This window comes from Allobosea sp. Root381 (assembly GCF_001429395.1).
In the GTDB taxonomy this organism is placed as follows: Bacteria; Pseudomonadota; Alphaproteobacteria; order Rhizobiales; family Beijerinckiaceae; genus Allobosea.
The window spans coordinates 500232-520479 of the sequence record NZ_LMJT01000001.1 but is presented as its reverse complement, the minus strand read 5'-3'; the positions used below and the strand labels follow the sequence as shown (position 1 = coordinate 520479).

Below are 20248 nucleotides of genomic sequence, written 5' to 3'. Positions count from 1 at the left end.
GCAGGCTCATCCGCATTGCCCGAGCCGGACCATGACCGACAAGCACGCCGAAAAGACCGAAGCCGTCGACTATTCTCAGACGCTGTTCCTGCCGCAGACCGAGTTCCCGATGCGCGCCGGCCTGCCGCAGCGCGAGCCCGAGCTGCTCGCGCGCTGGGCCAAGATCGACCTCTACCGCAAGCTGCGCGAGGCCGGCCAGGGTCGCGACCGCTTCGTCCTGCATGACGGCCCTCCCTATGCCAACGGCAACATCCATATCGGCCACGCGCTGAACAAGGTCCTCAAGGACCTCGTCACCCGTTCGCAGCAGATGCTCGGCTACGACTCCAACTACGTGCCGGGCTGGGACTGCCACGGCCTGCCGATCGAGTGGAAGATCGAGGAGCAATATCGCGCCAAGGGGCTGAACAAGGACGACGTTGATGTCGTCGAGTTCCGCAAGGAATGCCGCTCCTTCGCCGAGCACTGGGTCGACGTCCAGCGCAAGGAGTTCAAGCGTCTCGGTGTCGAGGGCGACTGGGACGATCCCTACCTGACGATGGCCTATCCCGCAGAAGCGCAGATCGCCCGCGAGATCATGAAATTCGCCGAGACCGGCCAGCTCTATCGCGGCTCCAAGCCGGTGATGTGGTCAGTGGTCGAGAAGACCGCGCTGGCCGAGGCCGAGGTCGAGTACGAGGAACATACGAGCGATACCATCCATGTCGCGTTCCCGGTGCTTGACGGGCAGGGGCCGCTCGCCGGTGCTTCCATCGTCATCTGGACGACCACGCCCTGGACGATTCCGGGCAACCGCGCGATCTCGTTCCACAACAGGATCGCCTACGGCCTCTACCGTGTCACGGCAGCGCCGGAGAACAATTGGGCGAAGCTCGGAGCGAGCTATGTCCTCGCCAAGAACCTTGCCGAAAGCGTCTTCAAGGCCGCCAAGGTCGATAGCTTCGAGCTGGTTGCCGAGGTGCCCGCCGATCAGCTCGCCGGGCTGACGGTCGCGCATCCGCTGCGCGGCCAGGGCTATGGCTTCGACGTGCCCCTGCTCGACGGCGATCATGTCACGGACGATGCCGGTACCGGTTTCGTCCACACCGCGCCGGGCCATGGCCGCGAGGACTTCGACGTCTGGATGGCGAATGGCCGCAAGCTGGCCGAGCGCGGCATCGAGACCCGCATCCCCTACACCGTCGATGCCGATGGCCGCTTCACCAAGGATGCGCCGGGCTTCGAGGGTGCGCAGGTCATCACCGACAAGGGCGAGAAGGGCAACGCCAACGACGTCGTCATCAAGGCGCTGGTCGAAGCCGGCAACATCATCGCGCGCGGCCGCCTCAAGCATCAGTATCCGCATAGCTGGCGCTCGAAGAAGCCGGTGATCTTCCGCAACACGCCGCAATGGTTCATCGCCATGGACAAGCCGATCGGCGACGTCGGCGCCCCGGATGCGGCCGATCCGAAGCCGGTCGCGGGCGGCAATGCCGACACGCTGCGCAACCGCGCGCTGAAGGCGATCAAGGACACCGAATGGGTGCCCGCCGCCGGGGAGAACCGCATCAACGGCATGATCGCCAACCGGCCCGACTGGGTGGTCTCGCGCCAGCGCGCCTGGGGCGTGCCGATCACCGTCTTCGTCGAGAAGGAGACGAAGGCGATCCTCGTCGACGCCAAGGTCAACGCCGCGATTGCCGAGGCCTTCGAGGCCGAAGGCGCCGACGCCTGGTTCACCGACACCGATGGCGCCCGCTTCCTCAAGCCGCATGGCTATGATCCGACCAAGTACGAGCGCGTCACCGACGTGCTCGACGTCTGGTTCGATTCAGGCTCCACCCACGCCTTCACCCTGGAGAAGCGCGCCGATCTCGCGACGCGGCGCGTCGTCGATGGCGGCCGCGACAAGGTGATGTATCTCGAAGGCTCCGACCAGCATCGCGGCTGGTTCCATTCGAGCCTACTGGAAAGCTGCGGCACGCGCGGCCGCGCGCCCTACGACATCGTCCTCACCCATGGCTTCTGCCTGGACGAGAAGGGCGAGAAGATGTCGAAGTCGAAGGGCAACGTCACGGCCCCGCAGGACATCATCAAGGACTCCGGCGCCGACATCCTGCGCCTCTGGGTCGCCGCGGCCGACTATTCCGACGATCTGCGCATCGGCAAGGAGATCCTGAAGACCTTCGTCGAGACCTATCGCAAGCTGCGCAACACGATGCGCTGGATGCTCGGCACGCTCGCTCATTTCGACGAGGACATCCGCGTCGCCTCGCCGCAGACCATGCCGGAGCTGGAGCGGCTGATGCTGCACCGGCTGGCCGAACTCGGCCCGCAGGTCGAGGAGGCCTATCGCACCTACGACTACAAGAAGGTCGTGACACTGCTGTCGCAGTTCATGAACACCGAGCTTTCGGCCTTCTATTTCGACGTCCGCAAGGACGCGCTCTATTGCGATCCGCGCTCCAGCCATGTCCGCCGCAGCGCGCTCACCGTCGTCGACCATCTCTTCCGCTGCCTGACGACCTGGCTCGCGCCGATCCTGGTCTTCACTGCCGAAGAGGCCTGGCTGGAGCGCTATCCGGATCAGAAGACCGGCGAGGGCTCGGTCCATCTAGAGCGCTTCGCCGAGGCGCCGGCCGCTTGGCTCGATCCGGAACTGGCCGAGCGCTGGAGCAAGATCCGCAAGGTCCGCCGTGTCGTCACCGGCGCGCTCGAACTCGAACGTGCCGCCAAGCGCGTCGGCTCCTCGCTCGAGGCTGCGCCGCAGGTCTTCGTCAGCGATGTCGATCTCCTGGCGGCACTGTCCGGCGTCGACCTCGCCGAAATCAGCATCACCTCCGGCATCAGGGTCGAGAACGGGGAGGGGCCGACTGATGCCTTCCGCCTCGCCGATGTGCCGGGCGTCGCCGTGGTTTCGCATCGGGCCGCCGGCATCAAATGCGCCCGGTCGTGGAAATATTTCGACCCTGCCGAGGCCGATCCCGCCTATCCGGAGGTGACGGCGCGCGATGCCAGGGCGCTGCGCGAGCTCGGGCGCCGCGGCAAATGAGCAGCACCCGCCGCCTCGGCGTCAGCATCGTGCTGGTCGTCTTCCTCGCCGACCAGGCGTTGAAGCTCTGGCTGCTCTTCGGCCTGCGCCTTGCCGAGACCGGTCCCTTTGCGGTCACGCCGTTCATGAACATCGTGCTCGCCTGGAACCGGGGCATTTCCTACGGCCTCTTCCAGCAGAGCACCGATATCGGCCGCTGGGGCCTCGTACTGGTCTCGATCGTCGCGGCGATCTGGCTCTGGCGCTGGATGTGGCGCGAGCCGCGCCCGCTCACTGTGGCCAGCCTCGCGCTGGTCATCGGCGGAGCGCTCGGGAACGGGGTCGACCGCACCGTCTATGGCGCGGTGGTTGATTTCGTACACCTGCATTACGGCAGCTTCAGCTGGTACATCTTCAATATCGCCGACGCGGCCATCGTTGTCGGGGTGGTCGGGCTCCTGTATGAGTCCTTCCGCCCGGGCGTTGGAAAGACGGCATAGTTGCGTCTTCGCCATCCTTTTGCCGTTCGTCTGGGGTTTGAGACGGGGAAGCGATTGCCCCGAGGGAGGTTTGATATGGCTCACCGCATCCGCGTGACGCATCTGCTGCTGGCCGGCGGCTTTCTGCTTGCGGCCCAGCCTGCGTTCGCCCAGGAGGGCATGCTCTTCAAGAATCTGATGGAGGGCGTCATCGGCGGCGGCCGGCCGGGAGATGATATCGAGTACCGGCAGCGCCCGCCGCTGGTCGTGCCGCCGAGCTCGGTGCTGCCGCGGCCGCAGGAGCCGGCGAGCGCCCGCAACACCGCCTGGCCGAACGACCCCGACGTTGCCCAGCGCCGGGCCGATGCCGAGGGCACGCGCGCGCCGGTCTTCAACCCCAACTATCGCAACAATCCCCTGCTCAGCCAGGAGGAGCTGCGTCGCGGCCGCACCGCGCGCGATGCCGGCCGCCCGATGGTCGCCGAGGAGTCCAACAACTACAGCAACCAGATCGAGCCGATCAAAATCGGCCGTGACCTGGCCGCGCGCCGCAACCAGGATGCCGCCGACCAGCTGGTCCATGGCGAGGAGCCGCCGCGCCGTCTGCTTTCCGAGCCGCCGGTGGGCTACCGCCGCCCGGCCGGTACGGCTGCGCTCGGCCCGGGCCGCGCCGGCCCCGTCGAGGACAGGCAGTCCACCGGCCAGCGCGAGTTCCTGACCGGCAGGATTCCGGTGCAGCAGTGAGGCGCGATGTCGGGCCGGTTGCCGCATGGCGGAACCGCCCGGCTCGCCGATTGCAGCTGACGGCGCATGGCTCTGGCGTTTCGTGCAACGCCGCCCTATCTCGCCTTTGAACATCCCCGCGGGCGCGGCAGCATTCGTGCGCCTATCAATTCGTGTAGCCATTGCATCCGCGCGTTCTCAGCAGCCGCGCAACTCGGGAGACGGCCTCAGGTGAACGTGCATCCGCAGCAGAGCCAGGCCGCCCAGCCCGTCACAGCCTTCCAACTCGATAACGGCCTGGATGTCGTCGTCGTGCCGGACCACCGCGCTCCGGTGGTGACCCATATGGTCTGGTATCGCAACGGCTCGGCCGATGATCCGGCGGGCAAGTCCGGCATCGCGCATTTCCTCGAGCACCTGATGTTCAAGGGCACGGCCAAATGGCCGGCGGGCGAGTTCTCCAAGATCGTCGCCGGCTTCGGTGGCCAGGAGAACGCCTTCACCTCCTTCGACTACACCGCCTATTTCCAGCGCGTGCCGAAGGAGCATCTGCGGGCGATGATGGATTACGAGGCCGACCGGATGACGGGGCTGGCCTTCGACGAGAGCGTCGTTGCGCCTGAGCGCGACGTCGTCCTCGAAGAGCGCAAGATGCGCGTCGATGCGGACCCGGCCGCGCAGCTCGGCGAGGAGTTCTCCTCGGCCCTCTTCGTGCACCATCCCTACGGCACGCCGATCATCGGCTGGGAGCACGAGATCGAGGAACTCGGCCGCGGCGACGCCTTCGCCTACTACCAGCGCTTCTACACCCCCGAGAACGCGATCCTCGTCGTCGCCGGCGATACCGATGCCGCAACCGTGCGCCGCCTCGCCGAGGAAACCTATGGCGCGATCCCGGCGCGCGGCGAGAAGCCCGTCCGCAAGCGCCCGGCAGAGCCCGATCCGCGCGCCGCGCGCCGTGTGTCGCTCAGCGATCCGCGCGTGCGCCAGCCTTCGCTGCGGCGCGCCTGGCTGACCCCGACTTATCTCAGCGGGGACCCGGGCGAGGTTTTCGCGCTCGAGATCGCCGCCGAAATCCTCGGCGGCGGCACGACCTCGCGGCTCTATCGCACGCTCTGCGTCGAGGACGAGCTGGCCTCCGGCGCCAGCGCCTATTTCATGGGCTCGATGGTCGACCGTGCCGCCTTCCAGCTCTCGACCAGCCCGCGCCCCGGCGTCGAGATGGCCGCGCTCGAAGCGGGGCTGGACGCCGCGCTGGCGACCTTCCTCGCCGAAGGGCCGAGCGAGCTCGAGCTCGCCCGCGCCCGCACCCGGCTCGTCGCCGAGACGATCTTCGCCCGCGACAACCAGTCCTCGCTCGCCCGCATTTTCGGTGCATCGCTCGCGGTGGGCGAGACCGTCGAGGACGTGCTGGCTTGGCCGTCCCGGATCGAGGCCGTGCCGCGCGACGCCGTGATCGAGGCCGCCCGCCGCTATCTCCGGCCGGACCGTGGCGTCACCGGCCTGCTGCTGCCTTCCGCCTGAACACGCCGTTCCCGCCCGAGACCGGCGCCTGCCGTCAGGACATGACATGAACGCACCCATTCCCGCTGCAATCAACCTCGCCGGCCCCGCTCTGGCGGTCCAGAAGGTCCGCTCGGCTAACGGCGTCGAGGCCTGGCTCGTCGAGGAGCACAGCCTGCCGCTGATCGCCGTAGATTTCGCCTTCGACGGCGGCGCCACGCGCGACCCCGACAATGCCGCCGGCAGCGCCTATCTTGTGTCCGGCCTTCTCGATGAGGGCGCGGGCGATCTCGACGCCGAGGCCTTCCACGGCAAGCTCGCCGACCATGCGATCAGCCTCGGCTTCGATGCGCGCCGCGACGATTTCCATGGCCATCTGCAGACGCTGTCCAGCCATCGCGACACGGCCTTCGAGCTTTTGTCGCTCGCTGTCGGCGCCCCGCGCTTCGATGCCGACGCCGTGGAAAGGGTCAAGGCGCAGGTCGTCGCCGGGCTGCAGCGCCAGGCGCAGAATCCCGAGACGCTCTGCCGCAACGCCCTCTATGCCGCGGCCTTCGCCGGCCATGCCTATGCCCGCCCCGAGCGCGGCGATGTCGACAGCGTTTCGCGGCTGGAACCGGCTGCGCTGAAGGCGATGTCGCAAGGGCTTCTCGCCCGCGCCGGCCTCAAGGTCGTCGTCGTCGGCGACATCACGGCTGACGAGCTCGCCCGCCGCCTCGACCAGGTCTTCGGTGTGTTGCCGGAAGGCCGGCCGCGCGACCTGCCGGGCCAGCCTCTGCCGATCCAGGGCCTTGGCGAGACCCATGTTATCGATCTCGACGTGCCGCAGACCGTGCTGCGCTTCGTCGGCCCGGGTCTGATGCGGCATGATCCGGACTTCATCACCGGCAGCGTGCTGAACCATATTCTCGGCGGCTCTGCCTTCACCTCGCGGCTGTTCCAGGAGGTCCGCGAGAAGCGCGGGCTCGCCTATGGCGTCTCCTCGACGCTGATGCCGCTGCGCGAGGGCGCCATGCTGGTCGGCGGTACCGCCACCCGCAACGACCGCGCCGCCGAATCGATGAAGGTGATCCGCGACGAGATGGCCAAGCTCGCAGACGAGGGCCCGAGCGAGCACGAGGTCGAGGAGGCCAAGCGCTACATCATCGGCTCCTACCCGCTGCGCTTCGACACCTCGCCGAAGATCGCCTCCGAGCTCCTGAGCCTCGCGGTCAACGGCTTCGAGCCCGACTTCTTGGCCGAGCGCAACCGGCTCTTCGCCGCAGTGACGCTGGCCGAGGTCAAGCGTGTCGCCGAGCGCCTCTTCGGCGACCCGCGCCTCTTGGTCCAGGCGGTGGGTCGACCGGTCGATCTGGTCTGAGAAGCGCCCGCAATTCGAATTGCGGTCCATCCCTCAGCCCTCATCCTGAGGAGCGGGCAAGGCCCGCGTCTCGAAGGATGTTCCAGGATGCTCCGGATAAAGCTGGAGCATCCTTCGAGACGCCGCTTTGCGGCTCCTCAGGATGAGGGTTGAGGAGAACGCTCACGCTGCGAGCGTCGAGCGCCCTCCGCCGCTATCCTCCCTGAGGAGGCGGCACGATTCGCTGTCACCCTGACTCGCTCTTCCGGATCGCCCCATGTCCGTCCGCCGCCTCGATCCCGTCCTGGTCGACCGCATCGCCGCCGGCGAGGTGATCGAGCGGCCGGCCGCGGCCGTGAAGGAGCTGGTCGAGAACGCGATCGATGCCGGCGCCCGCGCGATCTCCGTCACGATCGCCGCCGGCGGGCGCGAGCTGATCCGCGTGGTCGATGACGGCGCCGGCATGACGCCGGAGGACCTCGCGCTCGCCGTCGAGCGTCATGCCACCTCCAAGCTCCCCGATGGCGATCTCTTCGCGATCCGCTCGCTCGGCTTCCGCGGCGAGGCGCTGCCCTCGATCGGCTCGGTCGCGCGCCTCTCGATCGCGACCCGCCGGCACGACGCCGCCCAGGGCTCCGGCCTCGTCGTCGAGGCCGGCGAGAAAGGCGTGGTGCGTCCCGTCGCCGCCGCGATCGGCACGCGCATCGAAGTCAGCGACCTTTTCATCTTCACCCCCGCCCGCCTGAAATTCCTGAAGAGCGACCGGGCCGAGGCGCAGGCCGTCTCCGAGATGCTGCGCCGCCTCGCCATCGCGCATCCCGAAATCCGCTTCGCGTTGGAGGGCGAGCATGTCTCGCCCTTCGACTGGCCGGCCGAGGCTCTGGGTGAGGACGGCCGGCTGCGCCGGCTCGGCCGGGCGCTGGGGCGCGACTTTCCGGAGAATGCGCTTCGGCTCGACGCGGAGCGCGAGGGCTTCCGCGTCACCGGATTCGCCGGCCTGCCGACCTTCCACCGCGGCACCTCGGCTGGCGTGCATCTGGCCGTCAACGGCCGCCCGGTGCGCGACAAGCTGCTGCTCTCGGCGGTGCGAGGCGCCTATGCCGACGTCGTGCCCTCCGACCGCCACCCTGTGCTCTTCCTCGACATCGCCTGCGACCCGCGCCTCGTCGACGTCAACGTCCATCCGGCCAAGAGCGAGGTCCGCTTCCGCGACCCGGGGCTGGTGCGCGGCCTCGTCGTCTCCGGGCTGAAGGGCGCGCTGGCCGAGGCAGGCCACCGCGCCACCACGACCGGCGGCGCCCGCACGCTGGAAGCCTTCCGCGCCGTCTTCACTGGCGCCGGTAACGCCAACACGCCGATGCGGCCGAACCTGCCATCCGGTCCCGCCTGGACGGCTCCTGCGGGGCGCTACGATGCCGGCAACCAGCAGGGCTTTTCCGATCTCGCCGCGCCCTCCGCCGACGCCCGTGCCCATCTCGCAGAGCCTGCGCCCGATGCGCTCGACCGCCCGCTCGGCGCGGCGCGCGCCCAGCTCCACGAGACCTATATCGTCGCGCAGACGCGGGAAGGCGTCGTCATCGTCGACCAGCATGCGGCCCATGAACGCCTCGTCTATGAGCGGCTGAAGGGCGAGCGTGCGAAGAACGGGATCGCTCGCCAGCCCCTGCTGCTGCCGGAGGTGGTCGAGCTCGACCCCGTCGATGCCGACCGGCTGAACGCCGCCGGCGAGGAGCTCGAGACGCTGGGCCTGCGGCTCGAACCCTTCGGACCGGGCGCCGTTCTGGTGCGCGAGGCACCGCAGCAACTCGCCGGCGGCAATCTCCAGAAGCTGGTCCGCGACGTCGCCGATGCGCTGGCCGAGCACGGGACGGCCGGCTCGCTGGAACGTCGCCTCGACCATGTGCTGGCGACGATGGCCTGCCACAACTCCGTCCGCGCCGGCCGCCGGCTCCGTCCCGAGGAGATGGACGCGCTGCTGCGCGAGATGGAAGTCACGCCCAATTCCGGCCAGTGCAACCACGGCCGGCCGACCTATGTCGAACTCAAGCTGGCGGATATCGAGCGTCTTTTCGGGCGCCGCTAGGCCGTCCCTTTCGCCTTCCGTACCGGCAGCATGATCGAGCCCGAGGCCGTTATCACCAGTGCGAGGCCGAGCCAGTCGCTCGGCGTCGGGCGCTCAGCCAGCAGCGCGACCGAACCGAGCACGCCCACGGCCGGCACCATCAGCGTGCCGAGGCTGGCGATGCCTGCCGGCAACCGCGCGATCACCGTGAACCAGAGGAAATAGGCCAGCGCCTGCGCGCCGAGGATGTGGAAGCCGAGCGCGGCGAAGGTCCGCGGCTCCAGCATCTTGGGAACGGGCAGGCCTTCGAAGGCGAGCATGCCGATGCCGGCCGCCGCCCCGCCGATCAGCAATTGCCAGGCGGCGATGGTCACGGCGGGCGCATCGACCGGCCAGCGCTTGGTGACGATCGTGCCCAGCGCCCAGCTGACGCTGGCGATCAGCGCATAGAGCAGGCCGACCGAGAGGTTGCCGCTCGCGATCAGCGGCAGGCCGAGGCAGAGAAGGCCGGCCGCACCAAGCCCGAGCCCCAGCAGCCGGCGATGGTCGAGGGGCTCGGCCAGCATGAAGCGCGCCAGGATCGTCGCCCAGATCGGCATGGTGAAGGTCAGGATCGCGGCGCGCGAGGTCGGCGCCGCGAGCTGGGCGAAGGCGAGCAGCACGTTGAAGGCGGCGATCGAGAGAAAGCCCGCGACCACCAGCCGCAGCCATTGCCGCCGCGGCACCGAAAGAGACTTGCCGCTCGCCAGCGCGATTGCGACCAGCGCCAGCCCGGCGAAGGCCATGCCGCCGGCCCGCAGCGTCCAGGGCGCGATCTCGGTCAGCGAGATCCGCACCGCCGGCCAATTGAAGCCCCAGAGCAGGCCGAGCAGCGGGACGAGCAGGAGAGAGCGGGCAGGGGCGTGCGGCATGGCGCGACTATGCGTCATGCCGGCGCTGCCGCGTCATGCCATTTCGGCGCGAGGCCGATGCGGGAGCGGCGCGTCTCCGCTGAGGTTCGCCGCCGTCAGTGGTGGGGATGCAGCGCGTCGTTGAGATAGATGCAGGTCAGCACCGCGAAGATATAAGCCTGCAGCGCCGCCACCATGAACTCGAAGGCGGTGAGCGCCACCGCCATGATCAGCGGCAGCGGCGCCAGCAGCGAATAGCCGAGACCCGCGCCGGTCAGCCCGACGACGAAGCTGCCGAAGACCTTCAGCGCGATGTGCCCGCCGAGGAGATTGGCGAACAGGCGCAGGCTCAGGCTGATCGGGCGTGACAGGAACGAGACGATCTCGATCAGCACGATGAAAGGCAGCAGCGACGCCGGGACATCGGGCACGAACAGCCTCAGGAAGCCGACGCCGTGGCGGACGATGCCGGTCGCGATCACCACCGCCATCACGAGTAGCGCCAGCGCGAAGGTCACGACGATCTGGCTCGTCACGGTGAAGGCGCCGGGGATCATGCCGAACAGGTTCAGCACGAGCACGAAGCTGAAGAGCGAGAAGACGAAGGGCAGGAAGCGCATGCCCTCGCGCCCGGTCGAATCGGTCACCGTACGGGCGACGAACTCGTAGAGCATCTCGGCCAGGGCCTGGCTGCGGCCGGGAACGATCGCGGCGCGGCTCAGCGCGAGCGACAGTCCGCCGGCGATGGTCAGCGTCGCCGCCGCCATCATCAGTGCCGAATTGGTGAAGCTGAGATCGATGCCGCCGATCTGGATCGGCACGATCGTCTTGACGAGGAACTGGTCGGTCGGGTTCGCCATGGCCCACTCCGCTTGGAGCTACGCCCTGCGGATGCAGGGCGTGGGGCCGTCCCCTTTGCGTCTGGGGCCACGGGTCGTCCCGCGGCGCGCCCGCACTAGCAACCGCCGGGCGCCGCGGCAAGAGGTGGGAGCATTTTCAAGCGAAGTGGCTACCGGTTCGCGTGAAGAAAATGCGTCGAATTTTAGTGCGCCGAGATCTTCATCATTACCAGGCCGGAGACGATCAACAGTGCGGCGATCATCCGCATGGGCGTCAGCGCCTCGCCGAGAAACAGGACACCGACCGTGAAGGCGCCGACCGCACCGATGCCGGTCCAGATCGTATAGGCGGTGCCAAGCGGCAGGCTGCGCATGGCGAGCGCCAGCAGCGCGAAGCTGCCGATCATCGTCACGATGGTGATGGCGGACGGAGTCAGCTTCGTGAACCCGTCCGATTGCTTCATCGAAAAGGCCCAGACGATTTCGAGAGCGCCTGCGGCAAGCAGATAGACCCAAGCCATGACTTTTACCCCATTGGGCAAAGCCGGGCCGTCCCGGCATGTCGACCCGAAATGGGGAGGTCGTCCTCGCGAGGGGAAAGATGGAGGAGAGGGGCGAGGAGATCAAGGGGCAGGCGAAAGGTCGCATCTGCGGGAGTTTCGTTTTCGGGCATCTCAGAGATCAATGTGAGTGCGGCAGACGCGGTTCTCGTGCTGCGTCCGGCGTCAGCTTTCTCCAGCAGAACGGGGGGCCGCGCTCCTCGATCACCTCGACGAACCGGCTGACCGAGGCCTTGGCGGACTGCATGAAGTCGATCTGTGGCACCCCGTCTGCGAGCATCCTGTCTTTGTGAAAGAGCGCGTCAGCTTGACACACGGCGCACCAAACCTGCCGATACTCAGGAGTATCCTAACGTGATCCGGCATTTTCTGCAGGCCTCTTGCATCGCCGCTTACGTCAGATAATGAGCTATCGTCGATAACGACCAGTGCAGAGCCGGGGGGCTACTATGAAACTACTTCGACCGTCGAGCGTGATTGCGCTCCTGCTGATTGCAGCGCCCGCGCTGGCTCAACCGGCCGGCATGGGCGCAGGGTGCATCAAGGGCTACGACGTCTACGCCGGATCCAAAGGCTCGAAGGCTTTTGCCAAGGGCAAGACCAAGGGTTGCGGCTATGCGTATGGCAAGGCGGATGTCGCCGAAGCGCGCAGGGCGGCTCTGAACTTTTGCCGTGGGCATGGGGGCGATAGCTGCCGCGTCGTCGAAAGCAGCAGATAGCAGGGCGCGATATTGCTGCCGTCCAGGGCTGACGAAGCAGCTTCAAATTCGTGAAGTCCCAACCATCAGCGCAGAGGCCCGTCGCCATCCAGCGGCGGGCTTTTCCCAGGTCGGAGGCTTCGGGCGAGCATCGCCGAACAGACCAGATTTCAGTCGTTGCGCGGACTTTCCAAGCGACCGATGACGGCCGCTGTCGGCCCCGGCTCTCGCTCGCCACCCTCACACCACCCGCAGCACCACCACCACCGTCTCGCCATAGGCCCGCCGCTCCAACTCCTCGAAGCCGTCGGGCAGGGTGATTTCGGCGTCCGCCGCCTCTTCCAGTATCACCAGCGCGCCGGGCGCGAGCCAGCCGCCGTCGCGGGCGGAGGCCAGCGACTTCTCGCCCAGCCCCCTGCGATAGGGCGGGTCGCAGAACACCACCTCGAAGGGCGCCATGCCGCTGATCGGCCCGAGCTTCGTCGCGTCGCGCCGGAAGACGCGACTGTGGCCGGCGAGGCCGAGCGTCGTCTGGTTCTCGCGGATCAGCCCGCGCGCCTCGGCGCCGTCATCGACCAGCAGCGCGAAGGAGGCGCCGCGCGACAGCGCCTCGAAGGCCATCGCGCCGGTGCCGGCGAAGAGGTCGAGCACGCGCGCGCCGTCGAGCGGGTCGTCATAGGCATGCGCCAGCACGTTGAAGAGGGATTCGCGCAAGCGATCCGAGGTCGGGCGGATGCTCCCGACCCCCGGTTTCGGGCTGGCGAGCGCCCGCCCGCCAAAGCGCCCGCCGACAATCCGCATCGGCTAGCTCTCAGCCACGCTTGCCGCCGGGGCGAGAGCCGCCCCCGCCGGGACGGCCGCCACCCGGACGCCCTCCGCCGCCGGGCTTGCCACCGAAAGGCTTGCCTCCGCCGGGCTTTCCACCGAACGGCCGGCCACCCGATGGCTTGCCGCCGAACGGTTTCCCGCTGCGCTCGCCCGTGCTGCTGCGTCCCGCAGGCCGTTCGCTGGAGCGCGCGGCATAGCTCTTGCCGGCTCCGCCCGGCTTGTCGCCGAAGCTGCGCCCGCCAGGCCGCCTGTCACCGCCGCGCTCTTCGCCGGGCCGCTCGCTGAAGCGGCGGGGAGGCCGCTCGCCGCCCTCGCGTGGCCCGCGCTCGGGCCGGTCGCTCCCGGGCCTGTCGTGGCGTGGCCCGCGCTCGGGGCGTTCACTGCCGCTGCGCTCCTGCATCCGGGCTGGACGTCCCTCGGCGGCGCCGCGCTCGCTGCGCGGCAGCCGGTCGGGCCTGCGCTTCGGATCGACGCCCTCGCGGGCCGGCCGCTCCTCGCGCGCCGAAGTGCTGACGCGTTCGACCAGCACGCGGCGGCCGTTGGGATCCTCGATCGCCTTGTCCCGCCGGCGCACGATCTCGCCGGTGGCCTCGCGCGTCTGGCGCTCCAGCTTGGGATCGGAGCCGCGGCGCGGCGGCGCCTTGCGCTCGCGCTGCGGCTGCGCCTCCTCGTCACGCCAGACGGTGCGCTTCCACGGCTTGTCGCTGCGGTCGTCGAGCGAGGGCGTGCGAACCGCGTCGCTCTGCCAGCGCTCGCGCTCGGGCTTGCCGTCGCGGTCGCCCGCCTCGCGCCGGCGTGGCCGGTCGTCGCCGCTCGGCGCGCGCGGCCTTGGCGGGGCGGCCGGCAGCTCGTCGCGACGCGGCGCCTCGAGATCGACGCCGGCTTTCGCGATCAGCTCCTCGCCGAGCTGGTCGCGGATCACGCGCGAGCGAATCTCGTCGGCCTCGCCCTCGGGCAGGTCGCCGAGCTGGAACGGCCCGAACGAGACCCGGATCAGCCGGTTCACGTCGAGGCCGAGATGCTCGAGCACCGTCTTGACCTCGCGGTTCTTGCCCTCGCGCAGATCGACGGTCAGCCAGGTGTTCGAGCCCTGCTGGCGCTCGAAGCGTGCCACAACCGGGCCGTAATGGACCCCGTCGATGGTGACGCCGTCGCGCAGCGTATCGAGCTTGTCCTGCGTGATCGAGCCGAAGGCACGCACGCGGTAGCGCCGCAGCCAGCCGGTTTCCGGCAGCTCGAGCATCCGCGCCAGCCCGCCGTCATTGGTCAGCAGCAGCAGGCCCTCGGTGTTGATGTCGAGTCGCCCGATCGAGAGCACGCGCGGCAGGTCCTCCGGTAGCGTCTCGAACACGGTCGGCCGGCCTTCCGGGTCGTGGTTGGTCGTCACCAGGCCGCGCGGCTTATGGTAGAGCCACATCCGCGTGCGCTCGCGCGCCGGCAAGGGCTCGCCATCGACCAGCACGACATCGTCCGGGCCGATATCGAGAGCCGGGCTCTCCAGCACCTTGCCGTTCACGACGACGCGGCCTTCCGCGATCATCGCCTCGCAATCGCGGCGTGAGGCGACGCCGGCGCGCGCCATCACCTTGGCGATGCGCTCCGGCTCCTGGATCAGCGAGGGCAGCAGCTTGGCATCGGAGACGGGCGCCTCCTCGCGGGGCCGCCGGGGGCGCTCGGGCCGATCGGAGCGGGGCCGGTCGAAGCGCGGTTTGTCGAAGGATTTTCCGCCGGAACGCTCGCCACGCGGCGCAAAACCCTCGCGCGGCGGCCGGCTCGAACTGCGCTCGCCGTCCGGGCGGGCGCGAAACGGCCTCTCGCCGCCTTCGCGGGTAGGCCTGCTCGAACTACGCTCGCCCTCGGGCCGGGGCCGGAACGGCCGCTCCGTGCCGCCCTCGCGGGGAGGGCGCTCGCCGCCGGCGCGGTCGCGGAAGGGCGCTCGGGCGCGCTCGGGCTTGTCGAAGCTGCGGGCAGGGCGCTCGGCGCTCTCGCTGCGGCCCCTGAACGGCTTGCGCTCGCCGCTCGCCGGGGCGCCGGCACGCGGGCCCTTGCCGAAACCGCCGCCATCGCGCCCGCCGCCACGGCCGCCGGTGCCGCCGCCCTTGCGCGGGCCGCGGCTTTTCTGGTTGTTGTCGTCGCTCATGACCGCTCCTGAGCGTGCCGCGCGGGAAGTGCCGAACACTTTCGCGAATGGGACAGGCTCGAATTCTTGGTATAGCCGGCGCTTGTAGCAGAGCGCCCCGGCGCCTGCGAGCGCCAAAACGGAAGACTTCATGCCGCAGCCGCGCCCATCACCTGCGCCCGACGCCAAGCAGATCGACGCCAAGCCGCTCGACCCGATGGCACTCGCCTTCGACGAGGCGCGCGCCGCGGCTGATCGCGGCGAGGTGCCGGTCGGCGCGGTGGTGACGCGCGACGGCACGGTCCTCGCGAGCGCCGGCAACCGTACGCTGGAGTTCAAGGACCCGACGGCCCATGCCGAGATGCTGGCGCTGCGGCTGGCCTGCGAGGCGATCGGCTCCGAGCGGCTGACCGGCTGCGATCTCCATGTCACGCTCGAACCCTGCCCGATGTGCGCGGCCGCGATCTCCTTCGCCCGCATCCGCAGGCTCTATTTCGGCGCGAGCGACCCCAAGGGCGGCGCCGTCGAGAACGGCGTCAGGCTCTATGCGAGCCCGACCTGCCACCACGCGCCCGAGGTCTATGGCGGCCTGCGCGAAAGCGAGGCGGCGGCGCTCCTGCGCAGCTTCTTCCAGGGGCGGCGCTAGGACAAGCATTCTCCAATCGCGCCGTCATCCGAATCCGCGCTGCTTCGCAGCTTGTCCGGGATGACGTTGCGGTTCTCGCTGAACAAGCGGGCCGAGGCGATCCTCACGCCCCCGCCCGGGTCTCCGCCGCAAGCAGGCTCTGATGCCCGTCGAAGTTCGCCACGCCGCTTCGCTTAGCACTGGCGAGGATGACGGCCAGGGTATCGATCGCCAGCAGCGCATTGCGCCGCGCCTGCTCGATTTCGCGGATCTCGGCCTGACCGTAGAGCGCGCGCGCGAAGATCGCGATATGCGAGACCGCCAGGAACGTCGCCTCTTCCAGTTCCGGCGAGATGGCGACGAAACGCAGGACGTTCCCGAGATGCAGCTCGGCGCTGCGCCCAAGTGCCTTCGCGTTGAGGGCTCCCGCACGGAAGGCCTCGCTGCGGAGCGTCTCGATCTCGGATGTGAGATATTGTTGGACCTCGTCGACCATCCACGCTCCCGCGACGGTTTTCACGACACAACCGGAGCCTAGCACGCGGTCGTTCCGGCCTCAGGGCTTCACACGGATCGCGGTTAGCAGCTGGTGAAACCAGTCCAGAAAAAGCGCCGGGATCGGCCATCGCATTGCCATTTTCCGGGCGTCCCATCGCTGCGTGGCGACGTATTAGGGGCACGATATCGTCACGGAATGGCCAAATCCGCCTCGGCTTCCCGACCCATTCGCGCGTTTCAATCGGCAGCATCACTGCAATCGATGGAAGGAAGCGCCATGCGCATGATCACGCTGGCGGCCGCCGGAGCCGCTCTCCTCATCACCGGTGCTGCGAACGCCCAGGCACCCACGGCGCCGCCTCCCGCATCGAAACCCGAAGCGCCCGCGACGGTGCCCCAGTCTCCCGGGGCTGCGCCGGCGATCAAGAGCGTGAGCGTGGTCGATCTCGACGAGCTGCCGGCCGAGACCAAGGACCAGATCAACCAGCTGCTGGCGACCCGCACCGCGGATCAGCTCGAGCGGCTGCGCAAGGCAATCGATGGCGCGCCCGATGCGAAATCGGCGCTGGAAGCCAAGGGCTTCACGTCGCGCGACATCCTGATCGCCCAGATCGACGACAAGGGCGAACTGACCATCGTCGCCAAGAAGGCCGGCTGACGAGAAGACTGGCTGACGCCGCTCGCCGTCCGGCGCAGCTGGAGCATCGGATGAATCCGATGCCGAAACAATGAGTTGGATCGACGCGCGTCCGATAGGGCGCGCGTCGATTTTGAGGTGCCGGACAGTTCTCCCGCATTCAACCTCAGCCGCGCGGGAGCGGCAGAATTTCCGAACAATCTGGAGACCGTATTTCAGCTGGAGCATCCAAGCACGGGGGGCGTCATGGCTATTGAGGCAGATCATCTGTCGGGACGGTGCCTTCATTTTGCCTTGCGGTCAGTCTATCCGGCCGGAGAACTGCTCAGCCAGACCACGAGATGGTGGCTTGAGCCTTCCAATTTTCCCCATATCGTCAGGTTAGTAATGCGTTGTATTGTTGCGGTCGTGGCCCTGTCGGCCTTCTTGCCTGTTCTTGCCTATGCGGATTCCCCTATCAAGCAGGTTTCCTTTCAGCCTCAGGTCAAGGGGCTGGGCTGCCTCAAGCCCGAAACGATCGCAATGATCAAGGATCTCACCGACAGGATCGGACCCATCCAGATCACCTCGACCTGCGGCGGGCGCCACGCCAAGCGGTCCCAGCATTATAGCGGCAAGGCGATCGATTTCCGCCCGCTCGCCACGACGCCGCGCAAGGCCGCCGCCGTCGCCAAGACGCTCGACAATATCGGCGGTGTCGGCACGTATTCGAACGGTCTCGTCCATGTCGATGTCGGCGATCTGCAGATCTCCTGGTACGGGCACAAGCGCGCCAAGCGCCGCTACGCCTATAACCGCTGAGGCCGAGCGCGGGCGCCGGGCTCAGCTCGCCGCCCGCAGCACCAGATAGCCGCCGAGCGCCAGCAACCCGGCGAAGAAGCAGAGCTTGAACGCCGCCGCCGAGATGCGGCTGCGGACAGCGGTGCCGGCCGCCATCCCCGCCAGAGCCGGGGCGAGCGCCAGCAGCGAATTCCACGCCACCTGCATGTCGAGCGCTCCGGCTCCGACCAGTCCGATCGAGAGGGCCAGCGTCGAGACGATGAAGGATATCCCGAGCGCCTGCACCAGCTCGTCCTTGTCGAGCCCGAGCGCCTGCAGATAGGGCACCGCAGGTAGCACGAAGACGCCTGTGGCGGCGGTCGCGATGCCCGTCGCGATGCCGATCAGCGGCGCCAGCCAGATCTCCGCTCCTGTCGGGACGCGCAGCTTCGCCGCCTTGAGCCCTACGAGCGCGTAGAGCACCAGCGCGATGCCCAGCCAGAGCGTGGCCGAGCCGTTCTTCTGCTGCTCGAGCAAGCCGGCGCCGGCCCAGGTGCCCGCGCAGATGCCGGCGAGCATCGGCCAGAGGCGGATCAGCATCGCCTTCAGCCGCGGCCCGGCCGCGATCTGCCAGCCATTGGTGATCAGGTTGGGCACGACCAGCAGCGCCGCCGCCTGGGCCGGAGCCATCACCACGCCGAGAATGCCGACCGCGATGGTCGGCAGCCCGAGCCCGATGACGCCCTTGACGAAGCCGGCCAGCAGGAAGGTGGCGGCGATGAAGAGGATGAGATCCGCGTCGTTCATGGGTTGGTTCTGGCATTGCCGGCGCGCAATGTCGTGGTGTGATGCTACGGCGGAGACCGTAGTGTTGTCGCTTGCGTTCGCGCCGTACCGGAGCAAGATGACAGAGGCTCACGTCCCCTCAGTGCTCATCCTGAGGAGCCGCATCGCGGCGTCTCGAAGGATGCCCCAGATGTCTTGGTAGCTTTCTGAAGCATCCTTGGAGACGCAATCTTCCAGATCGGTCCTCAGGAGGAGGACTAAGCGGATCTGCGACGGCGAAGCTGGCACCCGCTGTGAAAGCAAACGCACTATGAGCACGAACGGACCTTATCTTGCCGAGATCGCGCATCTGATGGGCGATCCCGCACGCGCCAATATGCTGCACGCGCTGATGGACGGCCGGGCGCTGACGGCCAAGGAACTCGCCTTTCTCGCCGGCGTCGCGCCGCAGACCGCGAGCGGGCATCTCGCCAAGCTGATGCAGGGCGGCCTGCTCGCGGTCGCGCTCCAGGGCCGCCACCGCTATTACCGCTTGGCCGGCGCCGAGGTCGCCCAGGCGCTGGAAGGGCTGATGGTCCTGGCCGGCGGCGACACGGCTCGGCGGCGGCTGCCTTCGCGCGTCGGCGAGGAATTGAGCCGGGCCCGGACCTGCTACGACCATTTCGCCGGGCGGCTCGGCATCGGCATCCATGACGCGCTCGTCGCGGGCGGGCATCTGAATATCGCCGATGGCGGCTACGGCCTGACTGGCTCGGGCGCGGCGATCTTCGGCGAACTCGGCATCGATCCAGCGCGGAAGACCGGGCGTCGCGCCGGCTTGCGGCCCTGCCTCGACTGGAGCGAGCGCCGGCCGCATCTCGCCGGCTCGCTCGCGGCCGCCCTGGCCTGCCGCTGCTTCGAGATGGGCTGGGTCCTGCGCCGCAAGGACAGCCGTGCGGTGACGTTGACGGAAGAGGGCAGGGCGGTGCTCGCGAAGGCGCTGCCGGGCTTCCGCTGCGATGCGCCGGAGCTGCTCAGCCCTGCCGTTCCAGCGCCTGCGCCAGCTTTCGCTTGACCTCGTCCTTGACGGGAGCGGCGGCGGCGAGGATCGCCTTCGCCTTGAAGAAGTCGAGCAGGCCGACGCCGTCCATCCCGGCGCGGATCAGGATGTCGGGCGGCCGCCGCTCGATCATGCGCTGGACGATCGAGCGGGATCGGATATGGCTGACGCCGACGATTGCCTCCAGCGCGCCGGGAATGCGGGTCTCGTCGCCGGCTGCGGGAGCGCTGGTATCGACCGCCATGACGATGCGGCCGGGCCGCATCAGTCGCTCATAGGGCAGGGGATCGAGCGCAGCGCCGTCGATCAGCACGCGGCCTTCGACCATCACGGGGCGCACCAGCCCTGGTATGGCGAGCGAGGCGGCGACGGCAGGCGTCAGCGGCCCGCGGCCGAGCGTGACCTCGGCATGCAGGTGATAGTCGGTCGCAATCGCCGTGAAGGGGATGGCGAGCTCCTCGAAACGGTCGGGCACGGCCTCGGGCCAGAACAGGTCGAGCAGGCGCTCGCCGTCGATCAGCACGGGGTTGCCCAGGCCTCGCACCAGATCGGCGAGCTTGCCGATGCGGGCATCGAGCAGCCGCGCGATCGCCCGCGCCCGGTCGCGGAAAAGTCCGATCGTATGCTCGTGCAGGTCGCGGCCGGAGAGGCCGGCGGCATAGGCGGCGCCGATGATCGCCCCCATCGAGCAGCCGGCGATGAACGCCGGCCGCACGCCCATTTCGTCGAGCGCCTCCAGCACGGGGATATGGCTCAAGCCCCGCGCGCCACCGGCGCCGAGCACCAGGACGAGTTCGGGTGTGGTGCCGCCGGGAAGGGCAGCGGAGCCTGCGCTCGCTTGCGCCATCCTGCGC

19 protein-coding genes are annotated in these 20248 nt (G+C 68.6%); 11 read left to right on the top strand and 8 right to left on the bottom strand.

The features are described 5' to 3' along the window. Nucleotides 1–31: 31 nt before the first annotated feature. The 6 genes from ileS (at nt 32) to mutL (ending at nt 9137) form a co-directional block, all read left to right on the top strand. Nucleotides 32–3031: an isoleucine--tRNA ligase gene (gene ileS / locus ASE63_RS02475; RefSeq protein WP_056795890.1), complete on the top strand. Its 3000-nt coding sequence runs from the start codon at nt 32–34 to the stop codon at nt 3029–3031. Then, on the top strand, nt 3028–3510 hold the full coding sequence (gene lspA / locus ASE63_RS02470; RefSeq protein WP_056795883.1) for a signal peptidase II: 483 nt from the start codon (nt 3028–3030) through the stop codon (nt 3508–3510). Before ileS ends, lspA begins: the two co-directional genes overlap by 4 nt. A 75-nt stretch (nt 3511–3585) precedes the next feature. Beyond that, nucleotides 3586–4233: a hypothetical protein gene (locus ASE63_RS02465; RefSeq protein ID WP_056795880.1), complete on the top strand. Its 648-nt coding sequence runs from the start codon at nt 3586–3588 to the stop codon at nt 4231–4233. 210 nt (nt 4234–4443) lie between these two features. Continuing rightward, nucleotides 4444–5736, top strand: a complete 1293-nt coding sequence (locus ASE63_RS02460) for a pitrilysin family protein (protein ID WP_056795878.1) — start codon at nt 4444–4446, stop codon at nt 5734–5736. A 46-nt stretch (nt 5737–5782) separates the two neighbouring features. Further along, a complete protein-coding gene (locus ASE63_RS02455) occupies nt 5783–7075 on the top strand; it encodes a pitrilysin family protein (RefSeq protein ID WP_056795875.1) in 1293 nt (430 codons plus the stop codon). A 256-nt stretch (nt 7076–7331) separates the two neighbouring features. Then, nucleotides 7332–9137: a DNA mismatch repair endonuclease MutL gene (gene mutL / locus ASE63_RS02450; protein ID WP_056795872.1), complete on the top strand. Its 1806-nt coding sequence runs from the start codon at nt 7332–7334 to the stop codon at nt 9135–9137. Here the strand turns inward: mutL and ASE63_RS02445 are convergent. The 3 genes from ASE63_RS02445 to ASE63_RS02435 form a co-directional block, all read right to left on the bottom strand. After that, nucleotides 9134–10045, bottom strand: a complete 912-nt coding sequence (locus tag ASE63_RS02445) for an EamA family transporter (RefSeq protein WP_200962510.1) — start codon at nt 10043–10045, stop codon at nt 9134–9136. The two genes, mutL and ASE63_RS02445, sit on opposite strands and share 4 nt — an antisense overlap. A gap of 77 nt (nt 10046–10122) precedes the next feature. Further along, complete coding sequence (locus ASE63_RS02440; protein WP_056795866.1) at nt 10123–10866, bottom strand: F0F1 ATP synthase subunit A; 744 nt, start codon at nt 10864–10866, stop codon at nt 10123–10125. Between the two features lie 182 nt (nt 10867–11048). Next, a complete protein-coding gene (locus tag ASE63_RS02435; protein WP_056795864.1) occupies nt 11049–11366 on the bottom strand; it encodes a multidrug efflux SMR transporter in 318 nt (105 codons plus the stop codon). Between the two features lie 512 nt (nt 11367–11878). On the opposite strand from ASE63_RS02435, the gene ASE63_RS02425 reads away from it, so the two are divergent. Beyond that, nucleotides 11879–12124 carry a hypothetical protein gene (locus tag ASE63_RS02425; protein ID WP_056795858.1) on the top strand — a complete coding sequence of 82 codons (246 nt, stop codon included), beginning with the start codon at nt 11879–11881 and terminating at the stop codon, nt 12122–12124. Nucleotides 12125–12343: 219 nt separating this feature from the next. Here ASE63_RS02425 and rsmD read toward each other — a convergent pair whose 3' ends face one another. Then, the gene (rsmD, locus tag ASE63_RS02420; protein WP_056795855.1) at nt 12344–12904 is read right to left on the bottom strand and encodes a 16S rRNA (guanine(966)-N(2))-methyltransferase RsmD; all 561 of its coding nucleotides are present in this window, start codon (nt 12902–12904) and stop codon (nt 12344–12346) included. Between the two features lie 10 nt (nt 12905–12914). Further along, nucleotides 12915–15071 carry a pseudouridine synthase gene (locus ASE63_RS02415; protein ID WP_082609576.1) on the bottom strand — a complete coding sequence of 719 codons (2157 nt, stop codon included), beginning with the start codon at nt 15069–15071 and terminating at the stop codon, nt 12915–12917. A gap of 196 nt (nt 15072–15267) precedes the next feature. On the opposite strand from ASE63_RS02415, the gene ASE63_RS02410 reads away from it, so the two are divergent. Then, on the top strand, nt 15268–15696 hold the full coding sequence (locus ASE63_RS02410) for a nucleoside deaminase (RefSeq protein ID WP_082609630.1): 429 nt from the start codon (nt 15268–15270) through the stop codon (nt 15694–15696). Between the two features lie 103 nt (nt 15697–15799). On the opposite strand, the gene ASE63_RS02405 is transcribed toward ASE63_RS02410, so the two are convergent. Continuing rightward, complete coding sequence (locus ASE63_RS02405) at nt 15800–16171, bottom strand: hypothetical protein (RefSeq protein WP_056795849.1); 372 nt, start codon at nt 16169–16171, stop codon at nt 15800–15802. A gap of 279 nt (nt 16172–16450) precedes the next feature. Between ASE63_RS02405 and ASE63_RS02400 the strand changes: the two genes are divergently transcribed. After that, the gene (locus tag ASE63_RS02400) at nt 16451–16831 is read left to right on the top strand and encodes a hypothetical protein (protein WP_244491242.1); all 381 of its coding nucleotides are present in this window, start codon (nt 16451–16453) and stop codon (nt 16829–16831) included. Nucleotides 16832–16906: 75 nt separating this feature from the next. Further along, nucleotides 16907–17611 carry a DUF882 domain-containing protein gene (locus tag ASE63_RS02395; protein WP_156410146.1) on the top strand — a complete coding sequence of 235 codons (705 nt, stop codon included), beginning with the start codon at nt 16907–16909 and terminating at the stop codon, nt 17609–17611. Between the two features lie 21 nt (nt 17612–17632). Here the strand turns inward: ASE63_RS02395 and ASE63_RS02390 are convergent, their stop codons facing one another. Next, nucleotides 17633–18376, bottom strand: a complete 744-nt coding sequence (locus ASE63_RS02390) for a sulfite exporter TauE/SafE family protein (protein WP_056795840.1) — start codon at nt 18374–18376, stop codon at nt 17633–17635. 289 nt (nt 18377–18665) lie between these two features. On the opposite strand from ASE63_RS02390, the gene ASE63_RS02380 reads away from it, so the two are divergent. Further along, complete coding sequence (locus ASE63_RS02380) at nt 18666–19409, top strand: helix-turn-helix transcriptional regulator (protein WP_082609574.1); 744 nt, start codon at nt 18666–18668, stop codon at nt 19407–19409. On the opposite strand, the gene ASE63_RS02375 is transcribed toward ASE63_RS02380, so the two are convergent. After that, entirely contained in the window at nt 19369–20241 is an 873-nt protein-coding gene (locus ASE63_RS02375; RefSeq protein WP_056795835.1) for a patatin-like phospholipase family protein, read from the bottom strand. The two genes, ASE63_RS02380 and ASE63_RS02375, sit on opposite strands and share 41 nt — an antisense overlap. Between the last annotated feature and the right edge of the window lie 7 nt (nt 20242–20248).

Excerpts from the sequence above, each read along its gene's own strand:
- rsmD (WP_056795855.1), bottom strand. The coding sequence starts at position 12,904 with ATGCGGATTGTCGGCGGGCGCTTTGGCGGGCGGGCGCTCGCCAGCCCG.
- ASE63_RS02400 (WP_244491242.1), top strand. The coding sequence starts at position 16,451 with ATGCGCATGATCACGCTGGCGGCCGCCGGAGCCGCTCTCCTCATCACC.
- ASE63_RS02465 (WP_056795880.1), top strand. The coding sequence starts at position 3,586 with ATGGCTCACCGCATCCGCGTGACGCATCTGCTGCTGGCCGGCGGCTTT.
- ASE63_RS02390 (WP_056795840.1), bottom strand. The coding sequence starts at position 18,376 with ATGAACGACGCGGATCTCATCCTCTTCATCGCCGCCACCTTCCTGCTG.
- ASE63_RS02435 (WP_056795864.1), bottom strand. The coding sequence starts at position 11,366 with ATGGCTTGGGTCTATCTGCTTGCCGCAGGCGCTCTCGAAATCGTCTGG.
- ASE63_RS02440 (WP_056795866.1), bottom strand. The coding sequence starts at position 10,866 with ATGGCGAACCCGACCGACCAGTTCCTCGTCAAGACGATCGTGCCGATC.
- ASE63_RS02405 (WP_056795849.1), bottom strand. The coding sequence starts at position 16,171 with ATGGTCGACGAGGTCCAACAATATCTCACATCCGAGATCGAGACGCTC.
- ASE63_RS02380 (WP_082609574.1), top strand. The coding sequence starts at position 18,666 with ATGAGCACGAACGGACCTTATCTTGCCGAGATCGCGCATCTGATGGGC.
- ileS (WP_056795890.1), top strand. The coding sequence starts at position 32 with ATGACCGACAAGCACGCCGAAAAGACCGAAGCCGTCGACTATTCTCAG.
- ASE63_RS02375 (WP_056795835.1), bottom strand. The coding sequence starts at position 20,241 with ATGGCGCAAGCGAGCGCAGGCTCCGCTGCCCTTCCCGGCGGCACCACA.
- lspA (WP_056795883.1), top strand. The coding sequence starts at position 3,028 with ATGAGCAGCACCCGCCGCCTCGGCGTCAGCATCGTGCTGGTCGTCTTC.
- ASE63_RS02410 (WP_082609630.1), top strand. The coding sequence starts at position 15,268 with ATGGCACTCGCCTTCGACGAGGCGCGCGCCGCGGCTGATCGCGGCGAG.
- ASE63_RS02415 (WP_082609576.1), bottom strand. The coding sequence starts at position 15,071 with ATGAGCGACGACAACAACCAGAAAAGCCGCGGCCCGCGCAAGGGCGGC.
- mutL (WP_056795872.1), top strand. The coding sequence starts at position 7,332 with ATGTCCGTCCGCCGCCTCGATCCCGTCCTGGTCGACCGCATCGCCGCC.
- ASE63_RS02445 (WP_200962510.1), bottom strand. The coding sequence starts at position 10,045 with ATGACGCATAGTCGCGCCATGCCGCACGCCCCTGCCCGCTCTCTCCTG.
- ASE63_RS02455 (WP_056795875.1), top strand. The coding sequence starts at position 5,783 with ATGAACGCACCCATTCCCGCTGCAATCAACCTCGCCGGCCCCGCTCTG.